The organism is Streptomyces sp. NPDC052114 (assembly GCF_040680155.1).
Taxonomy (GTDB): Bacteria; Actinomycetota; Actinomycetes; order Streptomycetales; family Streptomycetaceae; genus Streptomyces.
Map to the genome: position 1 here is coordinate 48033 of NZ_JBFAWC010000024.1, position 20480 is coordinate 68512.

Here is a 20480-nt window from a genome sequence, read left to right on the forward strand (position 1 = left end):
CGCGAGCGTGAGGCAGAATCGCGGCAATGAGCACCTACCGCGACCTAGCCCACCGCGGCTCCGCCCGAGCCACGGTTCTGCGGACCGTGGGCACGCGTGAGCGCCGGTCCCATCTGACGGCTCCCCGCGTCCCGACCGTCGGCATCGACATCGGCGGTACGAAGGTGATGGCGGGCGTCGTCGACGCCGACGGCAACATCCTGGAGACCCTCCGCACGGAGACCCCGGACAAGTCCAAGAGCCCCCGCGTGGTCGAGGACACCATCGTCGAACTGGTTCTCGACCTCTCCGACCGGCACGACGTGCACGCGGTCGGCATCGGCGCCGCGGGCTGGGTGGACGCGGACCGCAACCGCGTCCTGTTCGCCCCGCACCTGTCCTGGCGCAACGAACCCCTCCGCGACCGCATCTCCGGCCGACTCGCGGTGCCCGTCATGGTGGACAACGACGCGAACACCGCCGCCTGGGCGGAGTGGCGCTTCGGCGCGGGCCGTGGCGAGGACCACCTCGTCATGATCACGCTCGGCACCGGCATCGGCGGCGCGATCCTGGAGGACGGCCAGGTCAAGCGCGGCAAATTCGGCGTCGCGGGCGAGTTCGGGCACATGCAGGTCGTCCCCGGCGGCCACCGCTGCCCGTGCGGCAACCGCGGCTGCTGGGAGCAGTACAGCTCCGGCAACGCGCTCGTCCGCGAGGCCCGTGAGCTGGCCGCCGCCGACTCCCCGGTGGCGTACGGGATCATCGAGCGCGTCAAGGGCAACGTCCCCGACATCACGGGCCCCCTCATCACCGAGCTGGCCCGCGAGGGCGACGCGATGTGCGTCGAACTGCTCCAGGACATCGGCCAGTGGCTCGGCGTCGGCATCGCCAACCTGGCGGCGGCCCTCGACCCCTCCTGCTTCGTGATCGGCGGCGGCGTCAGCGCGGCCGACGACCTCCTCATCGGCCCGGCCCGCGACGCGTTCCGCCGTCACCTCACCGGGCGCGGCTACCGTCCCGAGGCCCGCATCGCCCGCGCCCAGCTCGGACCCGAGGCCGGCATGGTGGGCGCCGCCGACCTGGCCCGCCTGGTCGCCCGCCGCTTCCGCCGCGCCAACCGCCGCCGCGTGGAGCGCTACGAACGCTACGAGCGCTATGCCGAGGCCCGCCGCTCCAACAACCGCACCTCCCAGGGAACCCAGTAAGCAGATGACCGTGCCCCGCCAGCCCCCGTCCCCGGACCTCCCCGGCGCCTCCGACGCGCCGGGCCGCGACGGGGGCAAGACCGAGGACCGCCGCCACATGATCCGCCGCCGTTGGCTGACGGCGACGATCATCGTGCTCCTGATCGGCATCCCCGCCGGCTATCTGGTGATCTCCGCGAACCAGAGCCGCGACAGCGGCCGCGACAAGGAGAGCAAGTATTCCGCGACGGGCCTCACCGCCGGCTGGCCCTCCAAGGTGCAGCGCCGCCTGTACGACGTACCGATCCCGCCGTACTCGGAGGAGGTCGCGTACTACGAGACGAACAACTGGCGCACCAGCCGCCTCTACGTCCAGTTCCTCACCAGCAACAAGGGCCTGGACAAGTTCCTCGACCAGATCGGCACGACCACGCCGCACCTCAAGCTGAACGACATCACCATCAGCAAGCGCGACCAGAAGGTCGTCGGCTGGGAGTTCACCGGACCGGGCCCGTGGTCCGGGCTGACCCACGAGCAGAAGGACCCGGCGCCCACGCTGGACGTCGTGGTGGACCGCTCGAACGCGCAGCACCCGATGGTCTACGTGGTGTCGACGACGACACCGTGACGCCCGCGGCCCCCTGAGGGCGAACGCCCCAAGTGGCCCTGGTGTGAAGCCCTGTTGCCGGGTGTTGCCCCGGATGTGCGGCACATTGCGGCGGCGTGAAACGGCGCGGGATCACCGGGCGGCGCGGGCCCGCCGCACCTACCGTGCGCCCATGACGAGAGACGACACCGCCGCCGACCGCACGACCGCCGCCCCAACATCCGAATCGGCCTACGACCGACGGCGGTTGGGCCAGTGGCTGGCGGGGGAGGCCCGCGCGGACGGGGTGGCGCGCCGCGACGTGCTGCGCCTGCTCGCGGCAGCGGGCGTGGCGACGGCGGCCCCCGCGGCCTTCGCGCCCGCCGAGGCGAGAGCGGCGACGCCGGGCATCGTCAAACCGCTCCCGCCGGAGCGCTTCATCATCCGCGGCACGAACGCGGAGACCCGCTTCGCCTCGCTGGCGGGCACCGGCCACACCACTCCCGTCTCCCACTTCTTCGTACGCAACCACACGGCGACGCCCGTGCTGGACGCGACGACATGGCGGCTGAAGGTCTGGGGCGACGGCCTGACGGGCCGCGCCCGCCACTTCACGCTCGCCGACCTCAAGAAGCTCCCCCCGGTCACCCGCACGGCGTTCGTCGAATGCGCGGGCAACGGCAGGGACTTCTTCGCCACGCAGCAGAACAAGAGCGCGTCGGGCACGCCATGGACCCTGGGAGCGATCGGCGCGGCCCGCTGGCGCGGCGTGCGCCTCGCCGACGTGCTGCGCGCCGCGGGCCTGTCCCGCCGCGCCGTCGACGTGATGCCGCGCGGCCTCGACGCGGACTACGTCACGGCGGACGGCACGAACCTCGGCCGCGTCCGCCGCCCCCTCCCGCTCGCCAAGGCCCTGGACGACGTCCTCCTCGCGTACGAGATGAACGGCGAGCACCTGCCGCCGGACCACGGCCACCCGGTCCGGGTCCTCGCCCCGTCCTGGGTGGGCATCGCCTCGATCAAGTGGGTCGGCGACATCGAGGTCTCCGCGACCCCGCTGTACTCCCCGTGGAACACGGACTTCTATCGCCTGTACGGCGACGGCTACCCCGAGGAGGGCAGCGCCCCGCTCACCCGCCAGACCCTGAAGTCGGCGTTCGAACTCCCCTGGAACGCGAGCCTCCCCGCGGGCACCCGCCACCGCCTCACGGGCCGCGCCTGGTCGGGCGCGGGCGCGATCGCCACGGTGGAGGTCAGCACGGACGCGGGCGCGACCTGGCGCCGCGCCCGCCTCCACGACACCCCCCGCCCCCACACCTGGACCCGCTGGTCCACCCCCTGGCGCCCCACCACCCCCGGCCCCACCACACTCCTCTCCCGCGCCACGGACACCACAGGCCGCACCCAACCGCCGACCACCCCCCACAACACCCAGGGCTATCTGTTCGACGCGGTGGTACGGCACGCGGTGACGGTGGTGGCCTGAGGCGACGTCACCGCGCCGCCGTCCACCCCTCGTACACCGCCGCCGCCACCCCCAAGTCCTCCCAGGCCATCCCCGCCGACTTGAACAGGCGGGGGCGGTCGGGTGCGGGCTCGGCCGTGCCCCTGACCAGGGCGTCCAGCGTGTGCAGCGCCGTCATGTCGAAGGCGCCCTCCTCGGCCGCGAGGAGCAGGTCGCCGCACTCGCGCGTCGCCACCTCGTGGGACTCGGCGATCACCGTGGCGCGGGCCACCAGGGCGGCGTCGACCTCGCGGGCGTCCGGCTCGTGGGAGCCGACCGCGGCCACCGTCGCGTGGTCGGGCACGAGCGTGCCGTCGAAGAGGGGCTCGCGGGCCGTGGTGCAGCAGCAGATCACGTCCGCGTGGGCCACGTCCCGCGGTGCCGCGGCCGACGCGGACAGGCCCTCCGCCCGGCAGCGGTCGGCGAAGGCCGCGACCCGCTCGGCGTTCCGCGCGACCACGTCGACGTGCCGGATCCCCGGACGCACCGCCCGTACCGCCTCGACGTGCCCCCACGCCTGCGGCCCCGTACCGAAGACCAGCAGACGCTCGGCCTCCGGGACCGCCAGATGCCGGACCGCGAGACCGGACACGGCGGGCGTGCGCAGCGACGTCAGCGCGATGCCGTCGAGCAGCGCCAGCGGCGCGTGGGTCACGCCGTCCAGCAGGAGATAGAGCCCCTGGATGCGGGGCAGCCCCCGCTCCGCGTTGCCCGGCGTGACGGTGGCGATCTTCACCCCGGTGTACGAGGCGGTCGCCGACGGCATCAGGAGCAGCTGCCCCCCGGGCACCTCCACGACCCCGCGCGGCGGCTCGGCCTCCGGATCCAGGCCCGCCAGCAGCACGGACTCCAGGGCGTCCACGGCGTCGGACATGGGGACGAGACGGGTCAGGGCGGCGGCGTCGATGTGGGGTGTCCCCGACTGGGCCGGCTGGGCGGGCTGTTCGGGGTGCGAGGAATGAGCCTTCATGGGGTTGTGTCCGTCCTCTCGGCCTTGCGCGTCAGCTCACGCTGGTGATCACCCCTCTATGGAACACGTCGATCGCCGAATCGACGCTCCGGATGAAGCCGGACTCCGCGTTTCCGCGGGTGCTGCCCAGCGTCCGCGACAGCGAGAGCCGGAACCCCGTGATCTTCGCGGCCGCACCGGCGCCCGAGCCCGCCGCCGCTCCGGAACCGGCCCCCGGCAAGAGGTCGGCGGGCTCGGGACGGAGCTTGTCCAGCGTGCCGCGCGGACCGGGTACCTCGCCCCGCATCAGCGTCTGCACGTGCAGATCGGCCGGGGCATCGGCCAGCTGTTTCATCAGCCGCTTCACCCAGGTCAAGGGGTACCCCTGCACGGGCGCGGGCACCTCGATCGACGTCCGCAGGCGGCTCAGCCGCAGATCCGCGGTCAGCTGCAGGGGACCGGGTGCGCCGTCGATCCTGATCTCGGCGTGCAGCCGCCCGTCCTCGCACAGCGCCTTCGCGAGCGTGGCGCGGCGCGACCGGGGATCGGTGCCGCGCCTGGCCCGCTGGACGGGGACGACCTTCTCGCCGAGTTCGCCCCCGAGGCGCAGGCACACCTGCCGGATCAGGCGCTCCCAGCTCTCCACCACCCGTACGGCGCGCGGATCGCCGGGTACGAGGGTCTCGTCGTCGATGCCGTTGCGGACGGATACCCAGTCGGCGCCCATGTTCTGGAAGCCGTGGCAGCCCGAGTTCTCGTGCTGGAGGTAGTGGAGCAGTTCCTGGAGCAGCCAGGCGTGCGGCTCCTGGCGCACGCCTTCGTGATGGATGAGCATCTGGGCCTGGTGCGTCACGTCGGCCCAGGACAGATGCCAGAGGGCGACCTTGTTCTTGCGCCGGGCGTCGGTCCTGGCCTCCACGAGCGGGCTGCCGTCCAGGGCGACGTCGTTGGAGAGGGTGATCACGGCTTCGTAGCCGCGGCGCGCGGCGATGTCGAGGTAGTCCTGCACCTGTTCGGCCTTGAGGGGGTTTCCGTTGGTCTTCGTCTCCACGAGGGCGGTCCACAGCTTCCCCGCGCGTTCGACGCGGATCACGCCGTCGGGACGTCGCGGACGGTCCGCGTTGGGCAGCGCGACCTCGGTGAACGTCTCCATGCGGCCCGCCGGGGCGCCGAAGGCCGCTGTGAGCCTGCGGCCGAACTCCGGCACCTGGGCCATCACGGACAGCAGGATGGAGGTCGCCCGCACTTCACGGTCCCTGTCGCTCTTCAGGGACGAGAGAGGGAAGAGCCGCGCAGGCCGCCATTCGTCGTTCTCGGCCAGGGACGGCTTGGCGGGCCCCTTGGGCAGTTTGGTCTTCTTCTTGGCCGTACGCAGCCGGCGAGGCGGTGTGGCCGGTGGCGGTGCGGACGGGGTGCCGCCGGGAGCCGCGGCCGCCGGCACGGAGGGTGCGGAGGGCGCGTCGGTGACCGCGGGGGAGGCCTCCGCGCGCTGCGCGGGTACGTCCTGGTCGTCGTCCTCGTCGATCTCGATTCCGTAGTCCGTGGCGAGGCCCGCCAGGCCGGTCCCGTACCCCTGGCCGACCGCGCGGAACTTCCACTCGCCCGCACGCCGGTAGATCTCGGCGAAGACGAAGGCGCTCTCCACGGTCGCCCCCGTGATGGTGAAGCCGATCAGGTCCTCGCCGGATCCGCCGGTCAGGGTGAGGCGGAGGTCCTGCAGCTCGCCGAAGCCCGCGCGCCGGTAGCGGCTGGCCGCGATGACCACGCACTCCACCGAGGCGGGCAGCGCCGACAGGTCGAGCCTGATTCTGTCCTCGCTGCCGTTGTCCGTCGGTGTCTGGCCGAGCAGCTGTACGGATCCGTCCGCGGCGACCGGGTGGTTGTAGAAGTAGAAGTCGTCGTTTCCCCCTACTTTTCCGTTCTCCCGGAGCAGCAGGACGGACACGTCGGAGTCGCCCTCCCCGCTCGCGCTGCTCCAGCCGAGCCGCACGATGAGCGAACCGCCTTCCTCGGCGGGATTCGGCAGAGAAGTGTTGGCACCCTTGGTCATTTCACGCACGCGCGCCCCCCGAGGGCAGGGAAGGGCGGCGCGGTCGGAGGCCGAACGACCCTCCTGGTGACGGAAGTTGAATACTCTTCTGTCATAGGAGCTTGAGCCGGAACCGGCCATCATGACAAGGCTTCGGCCCCCTCTGACTCCCGCGTAAGCTCCGCCCGTTAGCGTGGAGCGGTGAGTGAGACGAAGACCCCTGCCCTCCAGTACCGCTTCGACGGGCCCGAAGACGCTCCGGTGCTCATCCTCGGAGCATCGCTCGGGACCACGTGGCACATGTGGGACCGGCAGATAACCGAGCTGAGCCGGCACTGGCGGGTGTTCCGCTTCGACATGCCCGGACACGGCGGGGCGCCCGCGCACCCGTGCGGGTCCGTCGGGGAGCTCGCCGAGCGGCTGCTCGCGACGCTCGACGAGCTGGGCGTGCAGCGCTTCGGGTACGCGGGCTGCGCGCTCGGCGGTGCCATCGGCGTCGAGCTGGCGCTGCGGCACCCGCAGCGCGTCGCCTCGCTGGCGCTGATCGCCGCGTCGCCGCGGTTCGGCACCGCCGACGAGTTCCGCCAGCGCGGCGTCATCGTGCGCAGCAACGGCCTCGACCCCATCGCCCGCTCCGCGCCCGAGCGCTGGTTCACGCCCGGTTTCGCCGCCGCGCAGCCCGCGATCACCGACTGGGCCGTCCAGATGGTCCGCACCACCGACCCGGGGTGCTACATCGCCGCCTGCGAGGCCCTCGCCGCCTTCGACGTCCGTGCCGAGCTCGGCCGGGTCGGCGTGCCGACGCTGGTGCTCGTGGGGTCCGAGGACCAGGTCACCGGGCAGGGCGAGGCCCGCACGCTCGTCGCCGGGATCCCCGACGCGCGGCTCGCCGTCGTGCCCGGCGCCTCGCACCTCGCGCCCGTCGAGCAGCCCGCCGCCGTCACCGACCTGCTCGTACGGCACTTCTCCTCGGCCTGGCAGGCCGCCCCCGACACGGCCACCGGCCAGTCCGCCATCGCCGCCCCGCCGGTCAAGCCCGTCCTCGCCCCGCCGCCGCCCCCCGCGCCCATGGCCGAGATCGCCCCCATGGAGCAGCCCGAGGCATCCGGCGCCGTCCGGCCCGACCCCTACGACGCCGGGATGAAGGTCCGCCGCGAGGTCCTCGGCGACGCGCACGTCGACCGCGCGCTCGCCTCCGCCGACGACTTCTCCGGGGACTTCCAGGAGCTGATCACGCGCTACGCCTGGGGCGAGGTGTGGAACCGGCCCGGCCTGGACCGCCGCTCCCGCAGCTGCGTCACGCTCACCGCGCTCGTCGCCGGCGGCCACCTCGACGAGCTGGCCTTCCACACCCGGGCCGCGCTGCGCAACGGCCTCACCCCGGCCGAGATCAAGGAGGTCCTGATCCAGGCCGCCGTCTACTGCGGCGTTCCCGCCGCGAACTCCGCCTTCAAGGTCGCCCAGGCCGTGATCCGTGAGGAAACCACGCCCCAGGAGTAGCAGGATGGGGGGATGACGGATTCTTCTGGTTCCCCCGATTTCCCCGATTCCCCCGACACCGGCGGCCGCTCAGCGCGGACGAGGTTCACGAAGAAGTCCCACGCGTGCGTGCGTCTCGAAAAGGAGGGGCGCACGCTCGTCATCGACCCCGGAGCCTTCAGCGAGAGCGACGCGGCGCTCGGCGCCGACGCGATCCTCATCACGCACGAGCACCCGGACCACTTCGACGAGAACCGGCTGCGGGCCGCGCTCGCGGCCCGCCCCGGCGCCGAGATCTGGACCCTGAAGGCGGTCGCCGACCAGATCTCGGCGGCCTTCCCCGGGCGCGTGCACACCGTCGGGCACGGCGACGCGTTCACGGCCGCCGGGTTCGACGTCCAGGTCCACGGCGAGCTGCACGCCGTCATCCACCCGGACATCCCGCGCATCACCAACGTCGGCTACCTGGTGGACGGTTCGGTCTTCCACCCCGGCGACGCGCTCACCGTCCCCGACCACCCCGTCGAGACGCTGATGCTGCCCGTGATGGCACCGTGGAACAAGATCTCCGAGGTCATCGAGTACGTACGCGAGGTGAAGCCGCGGCGCGCCTACGACATCCACGACGCGCTCCTGACCGACCTCGCCCGGCCCATCTACGACAACCAGATCGGGGCCCTCGGCGGCGCCGAGCACCTGCGGCTGACGCCGGGGGAGTCGGCCGACCTGTGACTGTCAGTGGCGCCCGGTAGGTTGTGGGGCATGCGCATTGCGACCTGGAACGTGAACTCGATCACCGCCCGTCTGCCGAGGCTCCTGGCCTGGCTGGAGAGCACCGGCACGGACGTGCTGTGCATCCAGGAGACCAAGACGACGGCCGAGGGCTTCCCGGCCGACGAGCTGCGCGAGCTGGGCTACGAGTCGGCGGTGAACGCGACGGGCCGGTGGAACGGCGTCGCGCTGGTCTCCCGGGTCGGCCTCGACGACGTGGTCAAGGGCCTGCCGGGCGACCCCGGCTACGACGGCGCGGAGGAGCCCCGCGCGATCTCCGCGACCTGCGGCCCCCTGCGCCTGTGGTCGGTGTACGTGCCGAACGGCCGCGAGGTGGACCACGCGCACTACGCCTACAAGCTCCAGTGGTTCGAGGCCCTGAAGGCGGCCGTCGCCGGCGACGCCGCGGGCCCCCGCCCCTTCGCGGTCCTCGGCGACTTCAACGTCGCGCCGACCGACGTGGACGTCTGGGACCCGGCCCGCTTCGAGGGCGCCACACACGTCACCCCGGCCGAGCGGGCGGCGCTCGCGGCCCTGCGCGAGACGGGCCTCACCGACGTGATGCCCCGCCCGCTCAAGTACGACCACCCGTTCACGTTCTGGGACTACCGCGAGCTCGGCTTCCCCAAGAACAAGGGCATGCGCATCGACCTCGTGTACGGGAACGAGCCCTTCGCGAAGGCCGTGACCGACTCGTACGTGGACCGCGAGGAGCGCAAGGGCAAGGGCGCGTCCGACCACGCGCCGGTCGTGGTCGACCTGGAGCTGTAGGAGGCGGGTCCGTCCGGCGGCGCCGGACGGACCCGGCGGAGCGGGTGCCTCACGGCGCGAGGGCCCGCAGGTCCACCGACTCCGCCAGCGCCGCGAGCCCCGCGTCCCCGGGGTGCAGATGGTCCCCGCTGTCGTAGGCGGGGAGGATCCGCGCCGGGTGCGCGGGATCCCGCAGCACCGCGTCGAAGTCGAGGACGGCGTCGAAGTCGCCGCTCCCGCGTACATACGCGTTGACGGCCTTCCGCTCCTTGTCCGCCGCCGCCGTGCACAGCGACTCGCCCTCGCACGGCGCGATCGTCGCCGCCACCACCCGCAGCCCCCGCGCGCGGGAGCGATCCGCGATCTCCCGCAGACCGGCGATCACCTGGTCCGCCGAGGCGCCCCACCGCACGTCGTTGACGCCCTCGAAGACGACGACGGTACGGGCCGACGTCTGGGCGAGGACGTCGCGGTCCAGGCGGTGCAGGGCGCTCACGCCGCCCGTGTCGGTGGAGACGCCGTCGCCGGGGTAGCGGTCGGCGACCACGCGGTTCGCGGAGATGCCCTGGTTGAGCACGCCGTAGCGCGGTACGTCGGACTGGTTCAGGAGACGCGTCGCGAGGACGTTCGGCCAGCGGTGGTTGGCGTCCTGCGTCGACTTCACGCCGTCGGTGATCGAGTCGCCGAGCAGCACCACGGACCCGGGCCCGCCGCTCACGTCGACACCGGTGAGCAGCGGCCAGGTCGTGATCGTCGAGGTGTACGCCGCCGGGGAGCCGTCCGCCGCGTGGTCGCCGGGGCCGCTGACGTACGAGCGCTGGATGGCCTGGCTGTGCACGGGCGCGCTCGTCACGGGTCCCGGCAGATGAAAGCTGACCAGGAGGTTCGCGTCGGCGGGCACGTCGAAGTCGAGGGGGTCGCTGAACGCCTGGGCGCCTGCCGGGACGTCCGTGCCGCGCGCGCCCCGGAAGGTCAGCCGCCGCGGCTCGCCCCGGGCCGCCGCCCCGGACTCCTGCACCGCCACCGTCGCCCCGCCGATGCGCACCGGCGCCGACGCGAAGGTGTTGTCCAGCCGGATCCGCACCCGCGGCCCGCCCGTGCTCGTGTGCACGACGAGGCGTACGGTCCGGTCGGTCCAGGGGCCCACCGCCGTGTGACCGGCGGTCGACGCCGACCACGTGCCCGTCCAGCCCTTGGCCGCCGCCCGCACGGACAGCGCGAACACGTGCAGGTCCGCGGTGCCCGGGTCGCGCGGCAGCTCCACCGAGGCGACCTCGCGGCCCCGCGCCAGCGGCACGGCCACCACGTACAGCCGGGCCTTCTCGGCGAGTTGGCCGCCGGGCGTGTTGATGTGCGGCAGGGCGACGGACTTCGTGGCGAGCGGTCCCGAGCGCCAGTCGGGCGCGGTGAGCCGGTAGGTGCCGCGCGAGCCGTCGCGGTAGCGGACCGTACCCGTGCCGCTCGCCTCGCCGCCCGTGCCCGCGACGAGGAAGGCGAGGGCGTCGCCACGGCCGCGCACCCGCACGGACTGGCCGTCGGCGCGCACGTTGTCCGGGTCGCCCGGCGCGGTGCGCGGCCAGGTGAGCCGGGCGCCGTCAACGGCCAGGGAGCGTCCGGGAGTCCAGCCCGCCGCGGTCAGGTCCCGCGCGGAGAGCGAGCCGCCCGAGCCGTCGAAGTCGGCGTCGGCGGGGCGCGCGTCGTCGCTGACCGCGCTGTTGTCGAAGAGCCGCTCCAGGGGGAGCGGCCAGGTTCTGTGCCGATCGGGCTCGTGCGGGGCCGCGGCCCGCGCGGACGCCAGCGGCACGAGGCCCGTGAACAGGGCGAGCACGGCGGCCGTTCCCCAAAGACGTCGGCGCACGACGGACCCCTCCCACGCGTGGTGGCCCGGCCCCTCCCACGTGCGGCGGCCCGGGTCATGACAGATGCGCCATGAAGCTAAGGAGGCGCGGGAGGCGCGTCAATGAGTCGCGCGTGAACGGAGCGCGAACTCGGTGAAACGGGGGTCTGTGTGCCGCCGTGCGGCGGAAGCCCGTGCCTTGGGCCGCCCTCGGCCGACCTCACCGGTCCGTCGAGACCAGCCCCTTCTCGTACGCGATGATCACCAGCTGCACCCGGTCACGGGCGTCGAGCTTGGCGAGCAGCCGGGTCAGATACGTCTTCGCGGTGGCGACGCTGAGGCAGAGCTCCTCGGCGATCTCGGTGTTCGACAGGCCGCGGCCCACCAGCGTGAGGACCTCGCGCTCGCGGTCCGTGATGCCCTCGATCGCCGCCCCGCGCGGCGGCGCGGCCACCGGGCGCCCGGCGAACTCCCTGATCAGCCGGCGCGTGACGCCCGGCGCGAGCAGCCCGTCGCCGCTCGCGACCACCCGCACCGCGGCCAGGATGTCGTCCAGGGCCATGTCCTTGACGAGGAACCCCGAGGCACCGGCGCGCAGTGCCCCGTACACGTAATCGTCGTCGTCGAACGTGGTCAGGACGACGACGTGCGCGGGCGTCGGGCCGGACGTGATCAGGCGCGTGGCCTCGATGCCGTCCATGCCGGGCATCCGGATGTCCATCACCACGACGTCCGGGCGCAGCCGGGCGCACAGGCGTACCGCCTCGTCGCCCGACGAGGCCTCGCCCGCCACCTCGATGTCGGGGGCCTCGGCGATGACCATGCTCAGTGCGGTGCGGACGAGGGGCTGGTCGTCGACGAGCAGGACACGGACCGTCATCGCGCACCCGCCGCCGTCGGCAGGGGCAGCCGGGCGCTCACGCGGAACCCGCCCCCGGGGCGGGCCGCCGCGCTGAACTCGCCGTGCAGCAGGGCGACCCGCTCGCGCATGCCGATCAGGCCGTATCCCGTTCCGGCGCCGGACGGGTGCGGGACGGTCCTGCCGTCCCCCGGCCCGTCGTCCTCGATCTCGACGGCGATCTCCTCCTCGCGCTGATCGACCGTCACCGTGCAGGAGCCTGCGGCGGCGTGCCGCACCACGTTGGTGACCGACTCCTGGATGATCCGGAACGCCGACAGGTCCAAGTCGGTCGGCAGCGGCCGTCGTTCGCCCCGCCACCGCACCTCCACGCGCACCCCGGCGGCCGTCGTCGCGGCAGCCAGCCGGTCCACGTCGGCGAGGCCCGCGGCGGGCTCCAGCGGCGCGGCCCCCGTGTCCGCGGCCAGGACCCCGGCCCCGCTCGCCCGCTGCCCGGCCCCGCTCCCGCGCTGTCCGGCCTCGCCCTCGCGCAGCGCGGCCGTCATCCGGCGCAGCCCGGCGAGCGTCTCCCGGCCCGCCCGCTCCACCGCGACCATCGCCGCGCGCGCCCCGGCGGGCTGGGTCTCCACGACCCGGGCCGCCGCGCCCGCCTGGAGGGCGATGATGCCGATGCTGTGCGCGACGGTGTCGTGCATCTCCCGGGCGATGCGCAGCCGTTCGGCCGTGACGGCCTGCGCGGCGGCCTGCGCGCCGAGGCGCTCGGTGTACACGCGGGTCTGCCGCACCGAGTTGCCCACCAGCCAGGCGACCGCGGCGAGCAGGGTGTGGACCTGCCAGTCCGACCAGCTGCTCTCGACGGAGTGCGGGTAGCGGAAGGGGAGCTGGAGCAGCTGCCGCAGCACCGCGAAGCCCGGCAGCGCGCAGAGCGCCACGGCGACGGCGACGGCACGGGCCCGCCGCGCCCCGGTCGCCACGACGAAGCCCATGGCGATGTCGACCGCCGCGTACTGAAGGAAGGCGATGCCGGTCTCGTCGAGCGCGAGCGTCGCGCCGTACGAGGCGAGGACGAACAGCCCGAGGGCCGTGAGCGGGCGGCGGCCGAGCAGCCGGCCCGCGCACAGCGCGACGGCCACGGCGGCGGCGACGAGCAGCCACTCCCACGCCTTCGGCCCCTCCTGGGCGCTCGTCGGCATCAGCGGCACGCCGGAGTACTCGCGCGCGGCGAAGGCCAGGCCCACGCACCAGGACGCGGCGGCCCAGGCGCCCGGCGAGGCGTACGTGAACAGGGACGTCGACGGCGTGGCTGACATGCGTCGATCGTAGGCAAGGGGCGCGTACGGAGAATCCGTCCACGGGTGTACAACCACGGGTGACAGCCGCCCCGCCAAGTGTCCGCGCCGGTCCGACGACGGGCGGGGGCGGTCCGCGACACCGTGGTCCGCGTGATCGAAGTCCATGAACTGACCAAGCGGTACGGCGCCAAGACGGCGGTCGACGGCCTGACCTTTCAGGTCCGGCCGGGTCTGGTGACCGGTTTCCTCGGCCCCAACGGCGCCGGAAAGTCCACCACCTTGCGCATGATCCTCGGCCTGCACACGCCCACCGGCGGGTCCGTCACCGTCGACGGACGACCGTTCCGGGAACGGGCGCGCGGGCTGCGGCACGTCGGCGCCCTCCTCGACGCGGGGGACGCGCACGGCGGCCACACGGCGCGGGCCCATCTGTCCGTCCTCGCCCGCACCAACCGCGTCCCGCGCTCGCGCGTCGACGACGTCCTCGCGGAGGTCGGCCTCGCGGACGCGGCGCGCCGCCGCGTCGGAGGCTTCTCGCTGGGCATGCGGCAGCGGCTCGGCATCGCCGCCGCCCTGCTCGGCGACCCTCCGGTGCTGCTCTTCGACGAACCCCTCAACGGCCTCGACCCGGAGGGCGTGCGGTGGGTCCGCGGGCTGTTCCGGCGCCTGGCCGCGGAGGGGCGCACCGTCTTCGTCTCCAGCCACCTCATGGCCGAAATGGAGCACACCGCCGACCAGTTGGTGGTCATCGGCCGTGGTGAGCTGATCGCGGCGGAGAGCCTCGCCGCGTTCGCGGCGCGCTCGGGGGAGGGGTCCGTGACCGTGCGCACGCCGGACGCGGCGGCCCTCGCACCGCTGCTGACGGCCGAGGCCGCGACGGTGACCGACGACGGCGGACGGCTGGTGGTGACCGGTCTGGCCGCGGCCCGCATCGGCGACATCGCCCAGCGGCACGGGGTCCCGCTGCACGAACTGACCCCGCGCGCGGCCTCGTTGGAGGAGGCGTTCATGGCACTGACGGCGGACAGCGTGGAGTACCCGGCGATCCGGCGGACGGAGGGAGAGGCCCGATGACGACCTCGACGCACCACACGGCCCCGACGACGAACCCCGTGGGGCAGGGCCGGGCACAGGACCCGGGCGGCCTCCGCCCCCGCTTCCGCGACCTCGTCGCCGCCGAGTGGCTGAAGCTCTGGGCGCCGCGCTCGACCGGCTGGGCCCTGCTGATCGCCGGGCTCGCGGTCCTCGCCTTCAACACCGGTACGGCATACGACACCTACCGCTATTGGTCGGAGAACGACGCGCGGGACAGGGCGCGGTTCGTGCGCGACGGCATCCCGCTCCAGGAGGCCTTCACGACGAACGCCGCCCTCGTCCTGATGCTGTCGGCCGGTGCCGTCGGCGCCCTCGCGCTGGTCTCGGAGCACCGGACCGGCCTCATCCGTACGACGTTCGCGGCCGTCCCCGCCCGGCGCTCCCTGATGACCGCCAAGGTCCTGGTGACCGCCGCCGTCATGACCGTCTTCGGCGCGGCCGTCGCGGGCGGCTCCTTCTGGCTGACCCAGGCGATCCTGTCGGGCCGGGGCGTCGGCGTGCCCCTCGGTCACCCCGGCGCCTGGCGCCTGGTCGTCGCCTCCGCGCTGCTCGCGCCGGTGGCCGCGCTGGCGGGCCTGGCGCTCGGCGCCGTCCTGCGGCACGGCGGCACCACGATGGTCGCCTCGTTCGTCGTGCTGCTCCTGCTGCCCATCGTGCTGAGCGAGGACCGCCACTGGACGGCCGTCCTCGGCCACGCGACGCCCTACAAGGCCTGGCTGCGCCTCGTAGACCCCGCCGCCGTCCAGGGGGCCCACCCCTCGACCGCCGCGGGCGCGTGGCTGGTCCTGGCCGTCTGGCCGGTCGCCGCGGCGGTGGTCGCGGTGCTGACGGTGGACCGCCGCGACGTGTGAGGGCACGGGCGGCGCGGGAGCGGGCGCGTACGCGCGCACGTACGGTCAGGCGCCGGGGTCCCCGCCGGGCAGTGCCGCCGCGCGTACCACCACCGCGTACGCGCCGATCCCGAGCAGATCGGTGCCGGGGACGCGGCGGCCGAGCGAGGTGTGCAGCGCCTCGACGCGGCCCGACTCCGGGTCGAACGCCAGGTCGGCGACCGTCCCCACGGCGTCGCCGAGGTCGGTCAACAGGCGTTTGCCCAGGAGGTTCTGCTCCTCGGCCGAGTCCGCCGAGGAGAAGCGCGCCGCCGTGGCCGCCGCGACGACGACCGCGTCCGGGCCCAGCGCGTCCACGTCCGCCCAGGCGATCACGTCGCCCCTGCCCTTGACGCCCTCCAGCCGGAGGGCGGTGATCCGGGCCTCGTCCGGGTCGACGACCAGGCCGGCGACCGTGCCGATGCCCGTGGCGTCGGACGAGCTGACGACCGGGCGGCCCACGGTGTCGCTGAGGAGCGTCACGGCAGCCGCTCCTCACCGGGGAGGTCGGGCCGGAGCGGGTCACCGGGGTCACCCGGACTCCCCGGATCACCCGGCGCCCCGGCCCCCGTCCCCTCGGCGTCACCCGGCACCCCGGGCCGCCGCTTGTGCCGCACCGCCGCCTCCAGGTCACCGAGGTCGCCCACGGCCCGCTCCACGTCCGCCGCCGGAATCATCAGGGTGTCGCCGGTCATCGCGGGACGGGTGCCGAGGGGCAGGAACACCGCGGTCCTGCGACGGCCCCGCTCCTTCGCCGGGGCCATCTCGACACCGACCACCCGCCCGTCCCTGCCCGCCTCGACCACCACGTCGACCACCGTGCCCACCCGCACTCCCTCGTCCGTCAGGACGCGCGCCCCGCGGACCAGACCGCCGGACGCCTCCTCCCCGGACGCGACGGAGGCCCTGTCCTCCAGCGCCTCGGCGGAGGCGATCATCACGGCGTCCGCACCCAGCGCGTGGACCCCCGCCCACGGCAGGCTCTTGCGCAGCGGACCGGAGAACAGGCCGCGTCCGGCGAGCGTGAACCCGGCGATCCGCCCGCCCGCCGCGTCGAGCACCACGTCCTTGACCTGCGCGAGCGCCGTCCCGCCGAGCGTGACCACCGGGCGTTTGGTGAGGCCGGAGGCCCGTACGAGCGCACTCATCGCACCCTCCCGCGCCCCGGACGCCGGCCGCGCCGCACCACGACCACCCCGCCGCCGCGCCGCCGTGCCTGTACGCCCAGCACCGCGGCCGTCAGCAGCCCCAGCGCGACGACCACGACGACCAACCAGGCCCACCACTCCATCGTCCACCTCCCGGACCGGCCCCCCTGGGACCTCCACGAGCACCCGACGGCACCCATGAGTGCCCACGAGTACCCCGCCGGGCGGAACGGTCACCTGCCGGGCAGGTACGGCGTGATTCGCCCGATTCCGTGATCAACTGATGCAAGATACATTCTTGGACACGGAATCCGCGCCCGGCCGCGCATCCGGCGGCGCCACCCCGACGGAGAGGCCGATCATGCACATCCCGTTCCTCGACAACTGGCGCAGGCGGCACTCGGCGGCGGAGCGGGCCGAGGAGGGGCTCGCCGCCGCGTTCCAGGACGACCCCGAGGGTGTGGCCGAACTCTTCTCCGAGTGCGAGCTGCTGCGCTCCCAGGCGGGCGCCGCCGGCCTCGAACTCGACGACTCCCCGGCCTCGTTGGCCGCCCTCGACCAGCTTCTGCCGCGCTGGCGCGACGACCCGGAGACGCTGCCGTGGCTCGGCAACGACGCCGGGCTGTATCTGGGGACCGTCGTGGTGCGGACGGTGCCCGGCGCCGCCTGGCACGTGTGGCCCGGCGGCAGTCCGGTCGTGCGGCTCAGCTCCGGGCGGGACATCCCGGTCGTCGAGGCGGGGCTCGACTGGGCGGTGCAGGGGGCGCCCGAACTCTCCCAGGTCTACGCCGAGGCCTCCGAAACGTAGGCGCGATTGGCGCAAATACGGTTAATGCCCCTACGTGCGTGTCGTCCAGTAAGTCCCGTTTTGACGTGGATAGTTTGCGCGGACGTACACAGCTGAGAGTGGGCAGGTCTTTCCATGGCCGTCGATCCTTTGATCGAGCTGCGTGATGTGAACAAGTACTACGGAGAGCTGCATGTCCTCCAGGACATCGACCTCACCGTCGGCAAGGGGGAGGTGGTCGTCGTCATCGGCCCGTCAGGGTCGGGCAAGTCGACGCTGTGCCGCACGATCAACCGGCTCGAGACCATCCAGTCGGGAGACATCAGACTCGACGGGCAGCCGCTGCCCGAAGAGGGGAAGGCCCTCGCGAGGCTCCGCGCCGAAGTCGGCATGGTCTTCCAGTCCTTCAACCTCTTCGCGCACAAGACCGTTCTCCAGAACGTCTCGTTGGCGCAGATCAAGGTGCGGGGCCGCAAGAAGGACGAGGCGGACAAGCGCTCCCGTGAACTCCTGGAGCGCGTGGGCCTGTCCGCGCACGCGGAGAAGTACCCGGCGCAGCTCTCCGGCGGCCAGCAGCAGCGCGTGGCCATCGCCCGCGCGCTCGCCATGGACCCCAAGGCGCTGCTCTTCGACGAGCCGACCTCGGCCCTCGACCCCGAGATGATCAACGAGGTCCTCGAGGTCATGCAGCAGCTCGCCCGTGACGGCATGACGATGGTCGTCGTCACCCACGAGATGGGCTTCGCCCGCTCCGCCGCCAACCGCGTGGTCTTCATGGCCGACGGCCGCATCGTCGAGGACCGGGCCCCGGAGGACTTCTTCGACAACCCGGAGAGCGAGCGCGCCAAGGACTTCCTCTCCAAGATCCTCAAGCACTGACGGGGGGACGTGCTCATGAAGCGACACACCACGCGTACGACCCGTCTGCTCGCGGCACTCGTCCTCGCCGCCTGCGCCGCCAGTGCCTGCGGCAAGGAGGGCAGCCCGCCCACCAAGGGACCCTCGGCCGAGCAACTGCCCAAGTACCGGGTGGCGGCCGACTTCCAGCTGCCCGAGTCCGGGACCTGGAAGAAGGCCAGGAGCCGCGGCCGCTTCGTCGTCGGCGCCAAGGAGGACCAGCCCTACCTCGGCGAGAAGGACCCGGCGACCGGGACCTACTCCGGCTTCGACATCGAGATCGCCAAGATGATCTCGGCCTCGCTCGGCCTCGACCCCAAGAGGATCGAGTTCAAGACCATCGCGTCGGCGAACCGCGAAACCGCCCTCCAGAACGGGCAGATCGACTACTACGTCGGCACCTACACCATCAACGACAACCGCAAGAAGCTCGTCGGCTTCGGCGGCCCGTACTACATGGCGGGCCAGGGGCTGCTGGTCCGCAAGGACGAGGACGAGATCGCCGGGCCCCAGGACCTCGCGGGCAAGCGCGTCTGCTCGGCCGCAGGATCCACGCCCTACCAGCGGATCCAGCAGGACTACCCCAAGGCCACGCTCGTCGCGTACGACACGTACTCGGTCTGCGTCGACAACCTGCTGACCTACCAGGTCGACGCCGTCACCACCGACGACGCGATCCTGATCGGCTACGCGGCCAAGGTGCCCGACGAACTCAAGCTCGTCGGCAAGCCGTTCTCCGAGGAGCCGTACGGCATCGGCGTGCCCCGCGGCGACAACGCCCTGCGGTTCGCGATCGACGACGCCCTCGCCGCCCGCGAGAAGGACGGCGACTGGAAGAAGGCCTACGACGCCACCCTCGGACTCTCCGGGGTCCCGGCGCCGGAGCCGCCCGCCATCGACCGCTACCCGGCGAGCTGAGGAGGCGTCGTGGACGTACTGACAGACAACTTCTCCACGTTCGGCGAGGGCTTCCTCGGCACCGTCGAACTCACCGTCTACGCCTCGATCCTGGCCCTCGCGCTCGGCTTCCTGATGGCGTCGTTCCGCGTCGCGCCCGTCGGGTCCTTCCGGGTCTTCGGCACGGTGTGGGTGACGGTCCTGCGCAACACCCCGCTCACGCTGCTGTTCTTCGCGGTGCTGCTCGGGCTGCCGCGCTTCGGCCTCGTGCTGCCCTTCAAGGTGTTCGCGGTGCTCGCGCTCGGCTGCTACACCTCCGCCTTCATCTGCGAGGCGCTCAGGTCCGGCATCAACACCGTGCCCAAGGGGCAGGGCGAGGCGGCCCGCAGCCTCGGCATGACCTTCGGGCAGACCCTGTCGATGGTCGTGCTGCCGCAGGCCTTCCGGTCCGTCATCGCGCCGGTCGGCTCCAACCTCATCGCACTCGCCAAGAACTCCGCGATCGCCGGGGCGTTCAGCGTCACCGAACTGCTCGGCACCTACAAGACGCTCAGCGAGCTGGGCTACAACATCATCTGGACCTTCGTCTGGATCGCCCTCGGCTACCTCATCATCACCCTCGCCATCAGCGCGATCTTCAATGTCCTCGAGAAGCGCTGGGGAGTCGCCCGATGAAAGCCCTCTCCCACGATTCCACCGCCCTGTACGACATCCCGGGCCCCAACACCGTACGGCGGCACAAGCTCTACGGCGTGCTCTCCACCCTGGTGGTGCTCGGACTCGTCGCCTGGATCCTGTACCTGCTCTTCGACACCGACCAGTTCACCGCCACCAAGTGGACGCCCTTCGAGTACAAGGGCATCCAGGAACTGCTGCTGCGCGGCCTCGGCAACACGCTCAAGGCCTTCGCCATCGCCGCGGTGCTCTCGCTCGCCCTCGGCGGACTGCTCGCCATGGGGCGGCTCTCCGACCACCGGCCGGTGCGCTGGGTGGCCACGCTGCTCGTGGAGTTCTTCCGCGCGATGCCGGTCCTGGTGATGATCTTCTTCGTCTTCGTGGCGCTGAAGGTCCAGCCGCTGCCGGCGCTCGTGACCGGACTCACGCTCTACAACGGCTCCGTACTCGCCGAGGTCTTCCGATCCGGCGTCAATTCCGTGGAGAGGGGGCAGCGGGAGGCGGCGTACGCGCTCGGCATGCGCAAGACCCAGGTCATGTCGCACGTCCTGGTGCCGCAGGCCGTGCGCGCCATGTTGCCCGCCATCATCAGCCAGTTGGTGGTGGCCCTGAAGGACACGTCACTCGGTTATCTGATCACCTATGAGGAGTTCCTCCACGCCGGGAAGCTGATCGCGTCGAATCTCGACTACGATTTGCCCTTCATCCCCGTGGTCATGGTGATCTCACCGATCTACATCGGGATGTGCATGTTGCTGTCGTGGTTCGCCCAGTGGGTGTCCAAGCGTCAGCGGCGCAATCCCAAGACCGAGGCCGCGGAAGTCGCCCCGGCCGAACCAGGGACGCTGCTGCCGGGAGCGCAGTAGCAGGGCCACGCCCACCCGGCAGCAGCC

Annotated in this window: 21 protein-coding genes; 13 read left to right on the forward strand and 8 right to left on the reverse strand. The window is 72.8% G+C overall.

Annotated elements, in window-relative coordinates; translation table 11 throughout:
* Window positions 1–26 precede the first annotated feature (26 nt).
* From AB0L89_RS36340 to AB0L89_RS36350, 3 genes are all read left to right on the forward strand, one after another.
* Window positions 27–1184 (forward strand): ROK family glucokinase, encoded by a 1158-nt coding sequence (locus tag AB0L89_RS36340; RefSeq protein ID WP_055702544.1) that lies wholly within the window; start codon window positions 27–29, stop codon window positions 1182–1184.
* Between the two features lie 4 nt (window positions 1185–1188).
* The gene (locus AB0L89_RS36345; RefSeq protein ID WP_365151230.1) at window positions 1189–1791 is read left to right on the forward strand and encodes a sugar kinase; all 603 of its coding nucleotides are present in this window, start codon (window positions 1189–1191) and stop codon (window positions 1789–1791) included.
* Between the two features lie 151 nt (window positions 1792–1942).
* On the forward strand, window positions 1943–3235 hold the full coding sequence (locus tag AB0L89_RS36350; protein WP_365151233.1) for a sulfite oxidase: 1293 nt from the start codon (window positions 1943–1945) through the stop codon (window positions 3233–3235).
* A 7-nt stretch (window positions 3236–3242) separates the two neighbouring features.
* Here the strand turns inward: AB0L89_RS36350 and AB0L89_RS36355 are convergent, their stop codons facing one another.
* Complete coding sequence (locus AB0L89_RS36355; protein WP_365151236.1) at window positions 3243–4223, reverse strand: ornithine cyclodeaminase family protein; 981 nt, start codon at window positions 4221–4223, stop codon at window positions 3243–3245.
* A 31-nt stretch (window positions 4224–4254) separates the two neighbouring features.
* Window positions 4255–6252 carry a TerD family protein gene (locus AB0L89_RS36360; protein WP_365151402.1) on the reverse strand — a complete coding sequence of 666 codons (1998 nt, stop codon included), beginning with the start codon at window positions 6250–6252 and terminating at the stop codon, window positions 4255–4257.
* Window positions 6253–6432: 180 nt separating this feature from the next.
* Here AB0L89_RS36360 and pcaC point away from each other — a divergent pair, with 180 nt between their 5' ends.
* Genes pcaC through AB0L89_RS36375 form a run of 3 tightly spaced genes read left to right on the forward strand, consistent with a single transcriptional unit; the run spans window position 6433 to window position 9252 of the window.
* On the forward strand, window positions 6433–7731 hold the full coding sequence (gene pcaC / locus AB0L89_RS36365) for a 4-carboxymuconolactone decarboxylase (RefSeq protein WP_365151238.1): 1299 nt from the start codon (window positions 6433–6435) through the stop codon (window positions 7729–7731).
* Between the two features lie 12 nt (window positions 7732–7743).
* Window positions 7744–8442 (forward strand): MBL fold metallo-hydrolase, encoded by a 699-nt coding sequence (locus AB0L89_RS36370; RefSeq protein ID WP_365151241.1) that lies wholly within the window; start codon window positions 7744–7746, stop codon window positions 8440–8442.
* 30 nt (window positions 8443–8472) lie between these two features.
* The gene (locus AB0L89_RS36375) at window positions 8473–9252 is read left to right on the forward strand and encodes an exodeoxyribonuclease III (protein WP_365151244.1); all 780 of its coding nucleotides are present in this window, start codon (window positions 8473–8475) and stop codon (window positions 9250–9252) included.
* 49 nt (window positions 9253–9301) lie between these two features.
* Here AB0L89_RS36375 and AB0L89_RS36380 read toward each other — a convergent pair whose 3' ends face one another.
* From AB0L89_RS36380 to AB0L89_RS36390, 3 genes are all read right to left on the reverse strand, one after another.
* Window positions 9302–11089, reverse strand: a complete 1788-nt coding sequence (locus AB0L89_RS36380) for an SGNH/GDSL hydrolase family protein (RefSeq protein WP_365151247.1) — start codon at window positions 11087–11089, stop codon at window positions 9302–9304.
* A 199-nt stretch (window positions 11090–11288) separates the two neighbouring features.
* Entirely contained in the window at window positions 11289–11948 is a 660-nt protein-coding gene (locus tag AB0L89_RS36385; protein ID WP_365151250.1) for a response regulator transcription factor, read from the reverse strand.
* A complete protein-coding gene (locus AB0L89_RS36390) occupies window positions 11945–13237 on the reverse strand; it encodes a sensor histidine kinase (protein WP_365151253.1) in 1293 nt (430 codons plus the stop codon). The genes AB0L89_RS36385 and AB0L89_RS36390 overlap by 4 nt, the downstream gene beginning before the upstream one ends.
* A 132-nt stretch (window positions 13238–13369) precedes the next feature.
* Between AB0L89_RS36390 and AB0L89_RS36395 the strand changes: the two genes are divergently transcribed.
* Window positions 13370–14293 carry an ATP-binding cassette domain-containing protein gene (locus AB0L89_RS36395; protein ID WP_365151256.1) on the forward strand — a complete coding sequence of 308 codons (924 nt, stop codon included), beginning with the start codon at window positions 13370–13372 and terminating at the stop codon, window positions 14291–14293.
* Window positions 14290–15165: an ABC transporter permease gene (locus AB0L89_RS36400; RefSeq protein WP_365151259.1), complete on the forward strand. Its 876-nt coding sequence runs from the start codon at window positions 14290–14292 to the stop codon at window positions 15163–15165. Before AB0L89_RS36395 ends, AB0L89_RS36400 begins: the two co-directional genes overlap by 4 nt.
* Before the next feature lie 45 nt (window positions 15166–15210).
* Here the strand turns inward: AB0L89_RS36400 and AB0L89_RS36405 are convergent, their stop codons facing one another.
* Genes AB0L89_RS36405 through AB0L89_RS36415 form a run of 3 tightly spaced genes read right to left on the reverse strand, consistent with a single transcriptional unit; the run spans window position 15211 to window position 16474 of the window.
* Window positions 15211–15666 (reverse strand): PRC-barrel domain-containing protein, encoded by a 456-nt coding sequence (locus tag AB0L89_RS36405; protein WP_365151262.1) that lies wholly within the window; start codon window positions 15664–15666, stop codon window positions 15211–15213.
* Window positions 15663–16331, reverse strand: coding sequence for a PRC-barrel domain-containing protein (locus tag AB0L89_RS36410; RefSeq protein WP_365151265.1), 669 nt, complete (start codon window positions 16329–16331; stop codon window positions 15663–15665). The genes AB0L89_RS36405 and AB0L89_RS36410 overlap by 4 nt, the downstream gene beginning before the upstream one ends.
* Window positions 16328–16474, reverse strand: a complete 147-nt coding sequence (locus AB0L89_RS36415) for a hypothetical protein (RefSeq protein WP_193433202.1) — start codon at window positions 16472–16474, stop codon at window positions 16328–16330. Before AB0L89_RS36415 ends, AB0L89_RS36410 begins: the two co-directional genes overlap by 4 nt.
* Window positions 16475–16692: 218 nt before the next feature.
* Between AB0L89_RS36415 and AB0L89_RS36420 the strand changes: the two genes are divergently transcribed.
* From AB0L89_RS36420 to AB0L89_RS36440, 5 genes are all read left to right on the forward strand, one after another.
* On the forward strand, window positions 16693–17139 hold the full coding sequence (locus AB0L89_RS36420) for a DUF6278 family protein (protein ID WP_365151405.1): 447 nt from the start codon (window positions 16693–16695) through the stop codon (window positions 17137–17139).
* 114 nt (window positions 17140–17253) lie between these two features.
* The gene (locus AB0L89_RS36425; protein ID WP_365151269.1) at window positions 17254–17997 is read left to right on the forward strand and encodes an amino acid ABC transporter ATP-binding protein; all 744 of its coding nucleotides are present in this window, start codon (window positions 17254–17256) and stop codon (window positions 17995–17997) included.
* Window positions 17998–18012: 15 nt separating this feature from the next.
* The gene (locus AB0L89_RS36430) at window positions 18013–18933 is read left to right on the forward strand and encodes a glutamate ABC transporter substrate-binding protein (RefSeq protein ID WP_365151272.1); all 921 of its coding nucleotides are present in this window, start codon (window positions 18013–18015) and stop codon (window positions 18931–18933) included.
* Between the two features lie 9 nt (window positions 18934–18942).
* Window positions 18943–19587, forward strand: a complete 645-nt coding sequence (locus AB0L89_RS36435; RefSeq protein ID WP_365151275.1) for an amino acid ABC transporter permease — start codon at window positions 18943–18945, stop codon at window positions 19585–19587.
* Window positions 19584–20453 (forward strand): amino acid ABC transporter permease, encoded by an 870-nt coding sequence (locus tag AB0L89_RS36440; protein ID WP_365151278.1) that lies wholly within the window; start codon window positions 19584–19586, stop codon window positions 20451–20453. The genes AB0L89_RS36435 and AB0L89_RS36440 overlap by 4 nt, the downstream gene beginning before the upstream one ends.
* The last annotated feature ends 27 nt before the right edge of the window (window positions 20454–20480 follow it).